Origin of the sequence: Streptomyces sp. NPDC020965 (genome assembly GCF_044333555.1) — a bacterium.
GTDB lineage: Bacteria > Actinomycetota > Actinomycetes > Streptomycetales > Streptomycetaceae > Streptomyces.
Genome location: NZ_JBIRRE010000004.1, coordinates 237,846 through 252,118, shown reverse-complemented (window position 1 = coordinate 252,118; position 14,273 = coordinate 237,846). Strand labels below are relative to the sequence as shown.

General features: G+C 71.4%; 11 protein-coding genes. 1 reads left to right on the top strand and 10 read right to left on the bottom strand.

The window, feature by feature from the left end; translation table 11 throughout:
* Window positions 1–106 precede the first annotated feature (106 nt).
* From ACH4S7_RS14895 to ACH4S7_RS14850, 10 genes are all read right to left on the bottom strand, one after another.
* The gene (locus tag ACH4S7_RS14895) at window positions 107–1,087 is read right to left on the bottom strand and encodes an NAD(P)-dependent oxidoreductase (RefSeq protein WP_398521880.1); all 981 of its coding nucleotides are present in this window, start codon (window positions 1,085–1,087) and stop codon (window positions 107–109) included.
* Window positions 1,084–2,070 (bottom strand): alpha-ketoacid dehydrogenase subunit beta, encoded by a 987-nt coding sequence (locus tag ACH4S7_RS14890; RefSeq protein ID WP_398521560.1) that lies wholly within the window; start codon window positions 2,068–2,070, stop codon window positions 1,084–1,086. The genes ACH4S7_RS14895 and ACH4S7_RS14890 overlap by 4 nt, the downstream gene beginning before the upstream one ends.
* A gap of 69 nt (window positions 2,071–2,139) precedes the next feature.
* Window positions 2,140–3,192: a thiamine pyrophosphate-dependent dehydrogenase E1 component subunit alpha gene (locus tag ACH4S7_RS14885; RefSeq protein ID WP_398521559.1), complete on the bottom strand. Its 1,053-nt coding sequence runs from the start codon at window positions 3,190–3,192 to the stop codon at window positions 2,140–2,142.
* A gap of 14 nt (window positions 3,193–3,206) precedes the next feature.
* Complete coding sequence (locus ACH4S7_RS14880; protein WP_398521558.1) at window positions 3,207–4,487, bottom strand: M24 family metallopeptidase; 1,281 nt, start codon at window positions 4,485–4,487, stop codon at window positions 3,207–3,209.
* The gene (locus ACH4S7_RS14875; RefSeq protein WP_398521557.1) at window positions 4,484–5,425 is read right to left on the bottom strand and encodes an ATP-binding cassette domain-containing protein; all 942 of its coding nucleotides are present in this window, start codon (window positions 5,423–5,425) and stop codon (window positions 4,484–4,486) included. Before ACH4S7_RS14875 ends, ACH4S7_RS14880 begins: the two co-directional genes overlap by 4 nt.
* On the bottom strand, window positions 5,422–7,380 hold the full coding sequence (locus ACH4S7_RS14870; protein WP_398521556.1) for a dipeptide/oligopeptide/nickel ABC transporter permease/ATP-binding protein: 1,959 nt from the start codon (window positions 7,378–7,380) through the stop codon (window positions 5,422–5,424). The genes ACH4S7_RS14875 and ACH4S7_RS14870 overlap by 4 nt, the downstream gene beginning before the upstream one ends.
* Window positions 7,377–8,321 carry an ABC transporter permease gene (locus ACH4S7_RS14865; protein ID WP_398521555.1) on the bottom strand — a complete coding sequence of 315 codons (945 nt, stop codon included), beginning with the start codon at window positions 8,319–8,321 and terminating at the stop codon, window positions 7,377–7,379. Before ACH4S7_RS14865 ends, ACH4S7_RS14870 begins: the two co-directional genes overlap by 4 nt.
* Window positions 8,318–9,664 (bottom strand): amidohydrolase family protein, encoded by a 1,347-nt coding sequence (locus tag ACH4S7_RS14860; RefSeq protein WP_398521554.1) that lies wholly within the window; start codon window positions 9,662–9,664, stop codon window positions 8,318–8,320. The genes ACH4S7_RS14865 and ACH4S7_RS14860 overlap by 4 nt, the downstream gene beginning before the upstream one ends.
* Window positions 9,657–11,351, bottom strand: coding sequence for an amidohydrolase (locus tag ACH4S7_RS14855; RefSeq protein ID WP_398521553.1), 1,695 nt, complete (start codon window positions 11,349–11,351; stop codon window positions 9,657–9,659). The genes ACH4S7_RS14860 and ACH4S7_RS14855 overlap by 8 nt, the downstream gene beginning before the upstream one ends.
* A gap of 198 nt (window positions 11,352–11,549) precedes the next feature.
* Entirely contained in the window at window positions 11,550–13,124 is a 1,575-nt protein-coding gene (locus ACH4S7_RS14850) for an ABC transporter substrate-binding protein (protein ID WP_398521552.1), read from the bottom strand.
* Window positions 13,125–13,345: 221 nt separating this feature from the next.
* Between ACH4S7_RS14850 and ACH4S7_RS14845 the strand changes: the two genes are divergently transcribed.
* A complete protein-coding gene (locus ACH4S7_RS14845) occupies window positions 13,346–14,188 on the top strand; it encodes a helix-turn-helix domain-containing protein (RefSeq protein WP_398521551.1) in 843 nt (280 codons plus the stop codon).
* The last annotated feature ends 85 nt before the right edge of the window (window positions 14,189–14,273 follow it).

The following is a 14,273-nucleotide window of genomic DNA, read 5'->3' as shown; positions in this document are numbered from 1 at the left end:
GCCCGGAGCCCCGCCCGGATCCGGCCCCGGAGCCCCGCCCGGATCCGGCCCCGGGGCCGGAACTCCCGAACCGGCCCCGGATCGCGGGCCCCGGCCCCCCCGGCGGTCAGACCGGGACGTCCGTGCCGCGCATCCCCGCCGCCCGCGCCTCCACCTCGTACAGCGCCGCGTAATCCGCCTCCGCGAAGCCGTGACCGATCGCCGTCTGGATGAGCTGACGCACCATCGCGCTCACCGGCAGCGGCACCTCCAGCTCCCGCCCCGCGCCCAGCCCCAGGTCGAAGTCCTTGCGCAGCATCATGTTGTTGAAGGTGGGCGTGTAGTCCCGCTCCACCAGCGCGCGGCCCTTGTGCTGGATGAAGGTGGAGCCGAGCACTGAGCCGTTGATGAAGTCGATGAACGCGGCCGGGGGCACCCCGCCCTTCTCGGCCAGTGCCGTGACCTCCACCAGCGCCTGGGTGATCATGCCGAGCATCAGGTTGTGGCAGATCTTCACCAGCCTGCTCTGCTCGGCCGGACCCGCGTGCACCACGGTCGGCGCGATCAGCTCCAGATACGGCAGCACCCGGTCATAGGTGTCCCGCGGTCCGGAGGCCACGATCGCGCCGCCCCGCTCGGCGACCATGTGCGGGTTGCCGCTGACCGGGGCCGCCAGGAACGCGACCCCGACCGCCTCGGCGGCGCGCCGGACCTCGGCGGACGTCTCCGCCGACACGGTCGAGCAGTCCACGATCACCTTGGGCCGCCCGGCGGCCGTCAGCAGCCCGCCGTCGCCCGCGGTCACGGCGAGCAGATCCTTGTCGGCGGAGACCATCACGAAGACGATGTCCGCCGCGGCCAGTTCGGCGATCGTGCCGACGGCCCGCGCGCCCCGTGCCACCAGGGGCGCGGTCTTGGCCGCCGTACGGTTCCAGACGGCGACCTCGGCGCCGCCGTCCAGCAGACACCCGGCCATCACTGTGCCCATCCGGCCGGTGCCGAGCCAGCCGATGTTCTCACCGCGGGTTGCGCTCATCTTTCGTACCCTTTCGATCATTGATTTGCGAAGATTCTGCTGGAAGCAGGTGATATGGGTCGGGTGGCTCAGCCATCCAGCGCGGCGCCGACCGTGGCGAAGATCCGGTCCACCGACGGAATCGCCAGATCCTCCAGCGCGTCCGCCGACGGCAGTGGGATGTGCGGAGTGGTGATCCGCACCGGCGCGCCCGTCAGCGCGCCCCAGCACTCCTCGGTGGCGATCGAGACGATCTCGGCGCCCCAGCCGCAGAGCCGGGGATTCTCCTCGACCGTGAACAGCCGTCCCGTCCGGGCGGTGTGCGCCAGGATCGTCGCGGTGTCCAGCGGCACCAGGCTGCGGACGTCGATCACCGTGCAGTCGATGCCGCGCTCCGCGCTGAGCCGGTCCGCGGCGGCGAGCGCCTTGGGCACCATCGCCGCCAGCGCCACGATGGTCGCGTCGTCGCCGTGCCGCCGCACCACCGCGCGGCCCAGTTCCGCCACGATCTCCCCGTCCAGGTCGGGGATCTCCTCCTTGGCCGAGTAGAGCGCCTTGTGGTTGAAGAAGATCACCGGGTCGTCGTCCCGGACCGCCGCCGCCATCAGCCCGACCACGTCCCGCGCGGTGGCCGGGGCGACCACCTTGAGTCCCGGGATCGCCATCGCCCAGTTCTCGATGGACTGGGAGTGCTGGGCGCCGAAGCGCAGCCCGGCGCCGTTGCCGCACTGGATGACCAGCGGGAAGGACACCTGGCCGTCGGACATGTAGCGGCTCTTGGAGATCTCGTTGGCCACCAGGTCCCAGCAGACCGCGAAGAAATCGCTGTACATGATCTCGGCGATCGGCCGCAGCCCGGTCATCGCGGCGCCCATCGCGGCGCCGAGGATGGCCTGTTCGCTGATGGGGGTGTCCCGGACCCGGCGCGGGCCGAACTCCTCCAGCAGGCCGGCCGTCGTCTTGAACACCCCGCCGGCCGCGGCGACGTCCTCGCCGAAGAACACCACCCGCTCGTCGCGGCGCATCTCCTGCGCGATGCCGTGGGCGACCGCCTTGCGGTAGGTGAGCACGCTCATGGGGTGGTCCCCGCTTTCCGTTCGACGGGCGCGGCGGCCAGGGCCGCGTCCGATGGGTGAACCGTGGTGTCAGTTGCGCCAGGCATGGCCGCCATCACTCCAGACATTGGTGAACAGCCGGGCCTCGTCCGGCCAGTCGCCCGCCGTCGCCTCATCGGTCGCCGCGTCCACCCGTACGGTGATCTCGGCGTCGATCGCGTCCAGCACCGCGTCCGGTACCCCCCGGCCGAGCAGCCGGGCCCGGTAGGAGACCAGCGGATCGCGCTCCAGCCAGGCCCTGACCTCCTCCGGGTCCCGGTACTTCGCCGGATCGGCCCGGGAGTGGCCCCCGTGCCGGTAGGTGACGGCCTCGATCAGCGCGGGGCCGCCGCCCGCGCGGGCCTGTTCGATCGCCGCGGCGGCGGTGAGGTGGACCTCGTCGGCGTCGTTGCCGTCGATGACGACGGACGGCAGACCGTAGGCGGCGGCCCGGTCGGCGGCCGGATGCTCGACCGCGGTCACGGTGTCGATCCGGGTGTACTCCATGTAGAGGTTGTTCTCGCAGACGAAGACGACCGGCAGATTCCACACCACCGCGAAGTTCAGCGCCTCGTGGAACGCGCCGATGTTGGTCGCGCCGTCGCCGAAGAAGCAGACCGTCACCTGGCCGCTGCCCCGGTACTGCGCCGACCAGGCCGCGCCGTTGGCGATGACGAGCTGGGCGCCGATGATCGCGTACGAGCCGAGGATGCCGCGCTCGGCGTCGATGAGGTGCATCGAGCCGCCCTTGCCGTGCATCAGCCCGTTGTCACGGCCGAGGAGTTCGGCCATCAGCGGGCCCAGCGGGGTGCCCCGGGCGATCAGATGGTTATGGCCGCGGTAGGTGATGAACGAGTAGTCGTCCCGGCGCATCGCGGCGGCGACACCGGCGGCGATGGCCTCCTGCCCGATGCCGAGGTGGGTGGTGCCCTTGACGAGGTTCCGCAGGAACAGGTCGTAGGCCCGCTTCTCGAACTTCCGGGCGGTGGCCATGGTCCGGTAGAGCGAGATCGCGGTCTCCTCGGGGACCTCCCCGGACCGGGGCGCGGGCGGATACGGGCGGTCGGCGGAGCCGGTCTCCGCACGCGGTTCGGTGATCGACACGGTTCGTCCTCCGGTCAGTACTGGTTGGCGATGAAGAGTTCGTCGGCCGGGAACCGGGTCAGTACCTCGATGCCGGACGCGGTGACCACGACCTCCTCCTCGATGCGGGCGGCGGACACCCCGTCGGCGGCCGGGCAGTAGGTCTCCAGGGCGAAGACCATCCCCTCCTCGATCAGCATCGGACTCTCCAGCGAGGTCAGCCGGCTGATGATGGGCCGCTCGTGCAGCGCGAGTCCCAGGCCGTGTCCGAAGAGCAGCCCGAACGCGGTCTTCTCGTCCTCGATCCCGATCTCCTCGGCGGTCGGCCAGAGCCGGGCCACGTCGGCGGTGGAGACGCCGGGCCTGATCGCGTCGATCGCGGTGTCCATCCACTCGCGGGCGCGGACGTACGCGTCCCGCTGTACGGACGTGGCCCGGCCGACGTTGAACGTCCGGTAGTAGCAGGTCCGGTAGCCGTTGTAGGAGTGCATGATGTCGAAGAACGCCTGGTCGCCCGGCCGGATGATGCGGTCCGAGAAGTTGTGCGGATGCGGGTTGCAGCGCTCGCCGGAGACCGCGTTGATCGACTCCACGTCGTCCGAACCCATCTCGTACAGCCGCTTGTTGGCCAGCGCCACGATCTCGTTCTCCCGGACGCCCGGCTTCAGCGCCTCGGTGATGTCGTGGTAGACGCCGTCGACCATCGCGGCGGCCATCGAGAGCAGGGTGATCTCGTCCCGGTTCTTGATCTGCCGGGCGTCGAGCATCACCTGCTGACCGTCCCGGATCTCGACGCCCTGACCGGTGAGTTCCGAGTACAGCGGGATGTCCAGCAGATCGACGCCGACGGGCATCCCGCCCACCCCCGCGTCGTTCAGCCGCCCCTTGATCTCGGCGACGGCGCGCGCCATCAGATCGGCGTCCGGGGGCACCGCGCCGCGCATGGTGGTCCAGGAGGAGAGACAGTTCTCCGGCTTCATCCACGGCGCGTACATCCGGTTGTGCACGGCGGCGGACCCGAAGTCCCACAGGATCAATTCGCCGGTACGGGTGTAGATCGCGTACCGCGACAGCTTCTCGCGGGTCCACTCACCGATCGATATCCCGGTCAGATAGCGGATGTTGTTGTTGTCGAGCACGAGCACCGCGCCCAGCTCGCTCTCCTCCAGCGCCCGCTGGATACGGGCGAGCCGGTAGGCCCGCAGCCGGTTGAAGTCGACCCGCTCCTCGAAGTCGACCAGCCCGTGGCCGGGGGCGGGGGCGACGGGGAGCGCCGGGACGGGGGGAATTCCGGGGGTACGGGCGGATCCGCTCATGCGGGGTCTCCGATTCTGGGGGAGGTGCCGGGGGTGGCCCCGGGGGCCGGGGTGGTGGCGCCGAGGGCGCGCCGGTGGGCGGTGCGCACCGCCTGCCGCACCGGATCGGCGACCAGGGTGGCGGCCAGCAGGGTCCGGGTGTAGGCGTGCGCCGGGGTGCGGTAGACCTGTTCGGCGGGCCCCGACTCCACGAGCCGGCCGAGGTGGAGGACGCCGATCTCGTCGCTCATGTGCCGCACCACCTCCAGGTCGTGCGCGATGAACAGATAGCTGACGCCCAGTTCGCGCTGGAGCTCCATGAGGAGATTGATCACCTGGCTCTGCGTGCTGACGTCGAGCGCGCTGACGGGCTCGTCGCAGACGATCAGACGGGGCCGGGGTGCCAGCGCACGGGCGATGGCGACGCGCTGCCGCTGGCCGCCGGAGAGTTCGTGCGGATAGCGGTCGGCGTGGTAGGAGGCGAGGCCGACCCGGTCGAGGGCGTGGGTGACCTCCCGGTCCCGGTCGCGGGCGGAGAGCGCGCGGTGCCGGGTGAGGGCCTGCCCGATGGTGGTCTCGACGGTCTGCCGGGGGTTGAGCGACGACATCGGGTCCTGGAAGACCACCTGGACGTCCCGGTTGAAGGAGAGGGGCGTACGGCGGCCGAAGCCGGCGGTGTCCGCCCCGTCGAAGAGGACGCGGCCCTCGGAGACGGGGGCCAGCCGCAGGATCGCGCGTCCGATGCTGCTCTTGCCGGAGCCCGACTCGCCGACCAGACCGAGGGTCCGGCCGCCGGGGATGGTGAAGCTGACGTCCCGCACGGCGGTACGGGTCCGCGCCCGTCCGGTCAGCCCGCGCCCCAGCCGGTAGCGCACGGTGAGGTTCTCCACCGACAACAGCGGTGCCCGCTCCCCGGAGCCCGTGCCGTCGGCCACGGCGCCCGCTCGGGTCCCGGTCACCGGACACCCGCCAGATCGAGTTCGCCGGCCCGCAGACAGCGCACACCGTCGGCGTCGATCGGCACCGCACCGGTGCGGCAGCCGGCCGTGGCGTACGGGCAGCGCGGATGGAACCGGCAGCCCTCCGGCCAGGCCCAGGCCGGTGGCACCCGGCCGGGGATGGTCGCCAGCGGACCACCACCGGATTCGCCGTGCGGCACGGCGGCCAGCAGGGCCTCGGTGTACGGGTGCCGGGGCGCGGCGAACGCGTCCCCGACCGTGCGCTGTTCGACGATCTGGCCCGCGTACATCACCGCGATCCGGTCGCACGAGTCGGCGACGACCCCGAGATCGTGGGTGATGAGCAGTAGGGACATGTCGAGCCGCTCCCGCAGCGAGGCGAGCAGATCCAGCACCTGGGCCTGGATGGTGACATCGAGGGCGGTGGTCGGTTCGTCGGCGATCAGCAGCTCCGGGTCGCAGGCGAGGGCGCCCGCGATGACGACCCGCTGGGCCATGCCGCCGGAGAACTGGTGCGGATAGTCCCGCAGCCGCTCCCGCGGATTCGGTACGCCGACGAGGGCGAGGAGTTCGGCGGCGCGTTCGGTGGCCCGCTCGCGGTTGAGATCGGTGTGTGCCCTGATGGCGTCGGTGAGCTGGCGGCCCACCGTGTGGACGGGGGAGAGGGCGGACCCCGGGTCCTGGAAGACCATGCCGATCCGCCGGCCGCGTATCCGGCGCAGTCGCTCCCCTTCGAGACCGGCGAGTTCGGTGTCCTGGAGCCGGATCGAGCCGGACTCGACCCCGACGCCCCGGGGCAGCAGCCCGAGGATGGCGGACGCGGTGACGGACTTGCCGCAGCCGGACTCGCCGACCAGTCCGAAGGTCTCGCCGCGGCGGATGTGGAAGGAGACGTCGGACACCAGCCGGGCGCCGTCGGCGTCGGTGACGGTGAGGCCGTCGACCCGCAGCAGTACGTCGGCGGGTGCGGCGGCCGAGGCCCGGGGGACGACGGTGACCGGACCGGCCGGCTTCCGCCTCCGGGCACCGGTACGGGCCGTCGACCGGGGCGATCCGGCGTCCCGCAGCCCGTCGCCGAGGAGATTGAAGACGAGGACGCTCAGCGTGATCGCCGCACCGGGCAGAATGGCCAGCAGTGGATGCTCGGAGACGTGCTGGCGCGAGGCGTCGAGCATGGCGCCCCAACTGACCTGCGTGGAGTCGATGCCGACGCCGAGGAAGCTGAGTGTCGCCTCGATGAGCAGCGCGGTGCCCAGCGCGATGGACGCCTGGACGATGAGGGGCGGCGACACATTCGGCAGCACCTGCCGGAGCATGATCCCGGAGGGCCGCAGCCCGAGGACCCGCGCGGCGTCCACGTACAGCTTCTCCCGCTCGGCCAGGACGACGGCCCGGGTGATCCGCATGAAGCTGACGGCGAAGATGAGGCCGACGGCGAGCATCGCGTTGCCGAGGCCGTTGCCGAGGACGGCGACCAGGGCGAGGGCGAGCAGCAGGGCCGGGATGGACTGGAGCACATCGGCGATCCGCATCCCGATCCGGTCCCACCAGCCGCCCCGGTAGCCGACGAGGAGACCGAGGCCCACCCCGAGGACGAGCCCGATGGCGACACTCTCCGACGAGGCGAGGAGTGCGGTCCGGGTGCCGTACATCAGCCGGGACAGGGTGTCGCGGCCGAGGTCGTCGGTGCCCAACCAGTGTTCCCCGCTCGGGCCCTGGAGCTTGTTCGCCACATCCGGTGCGGCCGGATCGTGGGGCGCGATCAGTGGTGCCGCCACCGCGATGGCGACCTGGAGCAGCAGCAGTCCGAGACAGACGACGGTGACGGGCTGACGGAGCATCCGCCGCAGGGTGCGCGCGGTGACCCGGGGCGCGGTGGCCTCCGGGACGGGTTCGGTCGCCGCCGCCGACGCGGTGACGGCGGCGGCCCCGGCGGTCCGGGGGGTGTCGGTCATTGGGGCCTCACCTTCGGGTTGAGCACGCCGTAGAGCAGGTCGGCCGCCAGATTGACCAGCAGGACGATGACGGCCACCAGGACGATGGAGCCCTGGAGCACCGGATAGTCGGCGCGTACGACGCTGTCGATGAGCAGGGTGCCGAGGCCCGGTACCGCGAAGATCCGCTCGATGACGAAGCTCGCGGCGACCAGGACGGACATCTGGATCGCGATCACGGCGAGCACCGGGACCATGGCGTTCTTGACGGCGTACCGCAGCACGATCCGGCGCCGCCGGATGCCCCGGGCCAGCAGGGTCTGGACGTACGGCGACTCCAGCGCGTCGATCATGGCGCTGCGGGTCTGCCGGGCGATGACGGCCGCCGTGTGGGAGCCGAGGGCGACGGCGGGCAGGATCATGCCGGTCGCCCAGGCGCCGGGGTCCTCGGCGAGCGGGGTGTAACCGACCACCGGCAGCCAGCCGAGGTTGACCGCGAAGACCAGGACCAGCAGCAGCCCGAGCCAGAAGCTGGGGACGGCGAGACCGAGGGCGACGACGGTGGTGAGCAGCCGGTCGGCGACGGTACCGGGGCGCAGCGCGCCCAGGATCCCGAGCGGCACGCCGACCAGCAGGGCGATGGTCATCCCCGCGATCGCCAGGGAGAGGGTGATCCCGATGCCGGTGGAGAGGGACTCGGCCACGGGAACGCTGGTGTAGAGGGAGACGCCGAGATCGCCCCGTACCGCACCGCCCAGCCACTCCGCGTACTGCTCGGCGAGCGGCCGGCCGAGACCGAGCTGCTCGCGGAGCGCCTCCCTGTCGGTGGCCGGCGCTCCCTCGCCGAGTATCTGCGCCACCGGGTCGGTGGGCGTCAGATGCACCAGGGTGAAGACGAACACCGAGACGAGGAGCAGCGTGGGGAGGGCGGAGAGCAGCCGCTGAAGGACGAACTTCGTCATTGCTCCGCGTCCCGTCCGGCCGGTTCGCCCAGGACGCGTCCGCGCACCCGACGGGTGGCGGCGCCCGCGGCGGCGGGGTCGAGATCGGTGAGCCGCCCGTGCCGCTTGCGGACGACGCCGCCGACGACGACCGTGTCCACATCGCGCGGCCCGGCCTGGAGGACGATATGGGCGGCCGGGTCGCCGAGGGCGATCCCGTACGGTTCGGTGCCGATCAGGATCAGATCGGCGAGCCGGCCGGGGGTGAGCCGGCCGAGATCGTCGCCGAGGCCGATGGCGCGGGCCGCGTTGACCGTGGCGTACTCCAGCATGTGGCGGGGATCGACCAGCGGGGAGTCGGGACGGCGCGCCAGCGGCCAGCGGCCCGCCTCCCGTTCGGCCGCGGCCTCCACATTGCGCATCAGCAGGAAGGTGAGCCGCATGGTGGCGAAGAGGTCGATGGAGACCCGGGCATGGGTGTCGATGCCGAGGCTGGCGGTGACACCGGCCCGGTGCGCCCGGTTGAGGACGGTCATGGAACGGCCGCCGCCGAACTCGCCCTCCGGGGTGAAGGAGATGCCTCCGCCCCGGGCGGCGAGCAGCTCCAGCTCTCCGTCGTCGGCGGCGTTGGCGTGCGCCGGCAGGATGTCGGAGTCCAACAGCCCGGCCTCGTCCAGCGCGCGGATCTGACCGGCCGGATTCTGGTGGACGCTCATCCGCAGCCCCAGGTCCCGGGCCGTACCGATCTCGGTGGTGATCCGTTCCATGCCGCCGTACTCCAGCGAGGACAGCGCCATGCCGACCTGCAGCAGCCCGTCATCGCCGAGCCGGCCGCGCAGCTCGCGGACGTGGTCGAGCCGCCAGGCGTGGTCCTCGGGCGGGGCGTCGAAGCTGCCGAGCATCCCGTACGCGAACAGGGCGCGCTGGCCGGTCCGCCGGTGGGCGTTCAGCCCGGCCTCGGCGTGCTCCGGCGACATGACGTTGTGACAGAAGTCGAGGACGCCGGTGACTCCGCTGTCGAGCATCTGGACGGAGCCCGCGAAGGTGGCGTCGTGGATGTCGTCGGGGCTGAACCGCTCCCGGAGGTGGAAGACCTGGGACTGGTAGTCCTCCCCGGTCCAGCCGCTGGCGTGCAGTCCCTTGAGCGGGGTCTGCCAGGCGTGGTGGTGGGTGTCGATCAGACCGGGGACGGCGATCATGCCCCGGGCGTCGATGACCTCGGCGTCCGGATCGGAGAGCTCTGGAGCGACGGCGGTGATCCGGTCGCCGGTGATGAGGATGTCGCCGGTGGCGAGATCGCCGAGTCCGGGGTCCATCGTGAGGACGGTGGCGCCCTTGACGAGCAGTCGGGTGGTCTCAGGCACGGCTGACTCCCTGCGGTACGGGGGCGGCGACGGGCAGTTCGGCGAAGGGCGTCCCGGTGTGCACGACGCGTCCGCCGACGAGGGTGAGCACCGATTCGATCCGGGGGATCAGCTCCTGGGCGACGGTGAGGTAGTCGTCGCTGAGGACGGCGAGATCGGCGAGCAGCCCGGGTTCGAGCCGGCCCCGCTCGTGCTCCTCGAAGCTGAACCACGCACCGGCCGCCGTATAGCCGCGCAGCGCCTCCATCCGGGTGAGCAGATGGCGCGGCGCGAGGGTCTCGGTGCCGAGGACGGTCCGCCCGTCGAGGAACCAGGCGAGGGTGGCGAACGGGTTGTACGAGGCCACCCGCATGGCGTCGGACCCGAGCCCGAGCGGGATGCCACGCTCGATCAGCGTCCGCAGCGGCGGCGCCTGCGCGACGGTCTCGGCACCCCAGATCGCGAGGGCCTCCTCGCCCTGGAAGCGGTAGAGCCCCTGGGCGAGCACCCCCGCGCCCAGCGCGGCGATCCGGTCGACATCGGCGGGGGTGAGCGGTTCGGCGTGCACCAGGGACCAGCGCAGCCCGCTGATGTCGTGTTCGGCGTGCGCCTCCTCCCAGGCGGTGAGGAGGGCGTCGATGGTGGCGTGCTGGTGGGCGTGGGCGTGCACGGTCCAGCGGTTGCGGGCGAGATCCCCGAAGATCTGGCGGAACTGGTCCCGTACCTCGTCGCCGATCTCCACCGGGTGGGCGATCTTGTCCACCGTGCGGTACAGGATGACCTCGCCCGCGCCGATGACCCGGAGCATCCCGTCGCCGATGTCGAGGGGGGTGAAGCGCTGGTATCCGGCGAGTTCCTCGAACTCGGTCCCGGCGCGGGAGGCGTGCACGGCCAGCCGGCCGCGTACGGTGAGCAGCCCGCGCCGCCAGGTCTCGTGGATCGCCGGGTAGGCGTCGGGCCCGCTGTTGAAGCCGCCGCCGTCGATCGCGCCGGTGATGCCGAGCCGGTTGAGCTCCCGTGACATCTCGGCCGTCGAGGCGACCTGCTCCTCGAAGCTGGGGCTCGGCATCCGCCGGTAGAACCACTCCATCAGAGGGGTGCCGTTGACCTTGCCGGTCAGCTCGCCGTCGGCGTCGGTCTCGAAGGACGCGGTGTCGAAGCCCTCCGCGCCGAGCTTGCGCACCAGCGCGTGATCGACGCCGAGGGAGTTCAGCGCGGCCGAGTTGAGGACGGCCCAGTCGTATAGGAACTGGACGTAGACGGGGTGGTCCGGGGCCGCCGCGTCCAGCTCGGCCCTGGTCGGGCCGCGGCCTTCGGGGAACTGGCCCGGATGCCAGCCGCCGATGACCCTGATCCAGCTTCCGGCGGGTCGTTCGGAGGCGCGCCGGGCGATGGCGGCGAGCCCCGACTCCAGGGTCGGTTCGTCCTCCCAGCGGACCTCGTCCCGCCAGGTGCGCCCGGCCCGCACGATATGGACGTGGGAGTCGATCAGACCGGGGACGACCCGGCGGCCCGCCAGGTCCACCACGGTGGTACCGGGCCCGGCCAGTCCCTCGATCTCCCGGGTGGTGCCGATGGCGGAGATCCGGTCACCGGTGACGGCGACGGCCGCCACCTCGGCGGGTCCGTCCTCCGCCGCCATGGTGGTCACCCGGCCGTTGAGAAGGACCAGATCGGGGTGGGCGGGGTGGGGAGGGGTGGTGCTCATGGGCGATTTCTCCATCCTGGACGTGCGAACGGACAGCGGTGCGCGCGGGAGGGGGCGGCGTACGGGGGAGGGCGGGGAGCGCCCGAGGCGGACCGGAGACGTACGGGGGAGGACCGGAGCGTCGCGGGGGCTCGGGGCCCGTCCGTGGTCCTCAGAGGTGCGGGGCGGTCCGGCGCGCACCCTCGCGGGCGGCGGGGGTCAGCCCGTGACCCGGGCGTCCCGGTAGCGGAACACCGCGACGTCATTGGTCGTGGAGACGATGTTCCCGACCTTCTTCGGGTTGTAGGCCCAGAAGCCCGTGTAGTCGAAGTAGCCGCAGTCCAGCGCCTCATCGTTGACGATCTTCGACATCTTCTGCCAGGCGGCGTCCCGTGCTCCGGGGGTGGTGGCGGCCAGTCCCTCCGCGGCGGCGGCGTCGATCGCCGGGTACCGCACCTTCAGGGGATTGCCCGGGGCGTCGGGCGCGAACTTCCGGATGTAGTAGTCGTACGCTCCCGAGCGTGAGCCGTCCGAGAGGATCGCGGCGGGGTACTTGCCGTTCTGGTAGGTGCTCAGGAACTGGGGGAAGTTCGGCAGTTGCAGTTCGACCTCCACGCCGATCTTCGCTAGCTGGCTGCGGAACAGCTCGGCGATGGTCCGCTGGGTGTCATAGCTGATCAGGGTGAACTTCCGCTTTCCGCCGCCGAGTCCGGCCATCAGCTCCCTGGCCTTGTCCAGGTCGTGGGGATACCCTCCGGCCGATGCGGTGTGGCCCGGCTGGCCGGCGGGGAAGCGCTGGAGCGGCACCTTTCCCTTGCCGCCGAGCGCCGCGTCCACGTAGTCCTGCGGGTTCATCGCGTGACAGACGGCCTGGCGGAACTCCTTGTCCTTGAAGGTGCCCTCGGTGTCGTACATCTGGAGGTGCCAGAGCACGGACGGGAACGAGGTGGACTTCATCCCCTCCTTGTCCGCCCGTTCGGCCAGCGGGGGAGTGGTCCAGACGACGTCGAGCTGCCCGGCGCGCAGCGCGTTGTAGAGGCTGTCGGGGTCGTTGATCTGGGTGATCTCGACCCGGGCGGGGCCGACCGACGCCTTGTCGTAGTACTTGTCGAAGGAGGTGACGACCGTTCGCAGTCCTTTGGTGGACGCCTTCGGGTCGAACCGCCAGGGTCCGGTGCCGGTGCCGCTGGTCCTCCAGTCCCCGGCGGCCAGGGCCTTGGGGGAGACCATGTACATCCCGAGCCGCGCGAGATTGGTGAGCAGGCTCGGCGCGGGCCGCCGCAGGTCGATCCGGACCCGGGTCGGGTCCACGGCGCTGATCTGCCCGATCGCGGAGAGCTGTCCCCGGTACTGGCTGGGGGTCTTCCGGATGCGTTCCAGATTGGTGACGACGGCCTGGGCGTCGAAGGGGGTGCCGTCGTGGAAGACGACGCCCGTCCGGAGGGTGAAGTCGATCCGGAGGGGGGTCTCCTGCCACCCGGTGGCGAGCTGGGGTCGGAGGGTGAATCCGTCCGGGGCGACGCCGAGCAGTGACTCGTACACCAGGGAGGTAAATGTGCTGTTCTGCTTGGTGACGGTCTCCCAGTCGTCGAACTGCTGGTTGGTGCCGACCCGCAGGGTTCCGCCGCTGCCGTTGCCGGCCGCGCCGGGGGCGGTCGATGCGGGTCCGGTGCCGCCGCCGGAACACGCGGTGAGGGTGAGGGCCAGGGCGACGGCCGGTATCAGGGCCCTTCGTGCGGACCGGGGCCGGCGAGCCCGTCTGGCGGGTGATCCGTTGTCTGTCACAGCTGTCACAGCGAGAACCTCCACACAACTGCACAAGCGTCGATACGCGAGGTGATGTGCGTTATAGTGCACGAGTGTGCAGCATTGTTGTCAAGGGTTGTACATCTCCTCTCGGTAACCCTTGGTCGGAGTGGGGCGGAGGCAGGCAAGCCGGGCATTGATCCGGCCTCCCCTCAGAGACCCGCTGGACGCTTGTTCAGTCAACGGGGATCGTGTGCAGTATCGCGAGGATGTGCGTGCAGGAAAGTGCAGTCCTTTACAGTTGTCCAGTGCGCGAACACGGCGGATCGAATGGATCGGGAGGCTCGATGAAGCCCGAGGGGGGAAGCCCTGGCCTCGGCGGCAGACTCAGGAGAGTCCGGGCCGAGCGTGGGATGTCACTGCGTGAGCTGGGCAAGCTCGCGGGCTGTTCCGCGAGTCTGATCTCGCAGGTCGAACGGGGACAGACCGCCCCGTCGGCAGGGGTGATCTACGGGATAGCGAATGCGCTGGAGATCTCCCTCGACTATCTCTTCGGTGTCTCGGACAGCGACGTCGTACCGGCACCGGCCGGCGCGGCACGGGCCCCGCGGGTCGCGCCGCCGCCGCACATCGGTACGGACGAGGCGCCGCGCTTCGCCCGCGGGGGCGCGCACTCCGTCCGGGGCGGCGAGGGTGCCACCGACGGCGATCGGCCGCAGGAGCCCGACCGCGGCCCCGCGTCGGCGGGGGTCGGACTGGCGCCGGCAGGGGAGAGCATCGTCCAGCGCGCGGGGCACCGCCGCACCATCGATCTCGCGAGCGGTGTCCGCTGGGAGCGGCTCACCCCGCAACAGGACGCCCGGGTCGACTTCCTGGAGGTCGTCTACGCGCCGTACGGACGGTCCACCGACACCCGTTGCCCGATCCGGCACGACGGGCGGGAGTACCAACTCGTCCTGCACGGCACCCTGCACGCCGACGTCGGATTCGAGACCTATGTGCTGGAGCCCGGGGACTCCCTCGCCTTCGACCCGGCCACCCCGCACCAGTACCGCAATATGACGGGGGACGAGGTCCGCTGCGTCTCCGTGGTCGTCCACCACGACGACTGACGGGCCCTCGGTCCGGGGCGCGCGCCACCGGGGGCGAGCCCCCGGACCCGACTCCGTGCCCCCGGTGCCGACTTCGTGCTCCCCG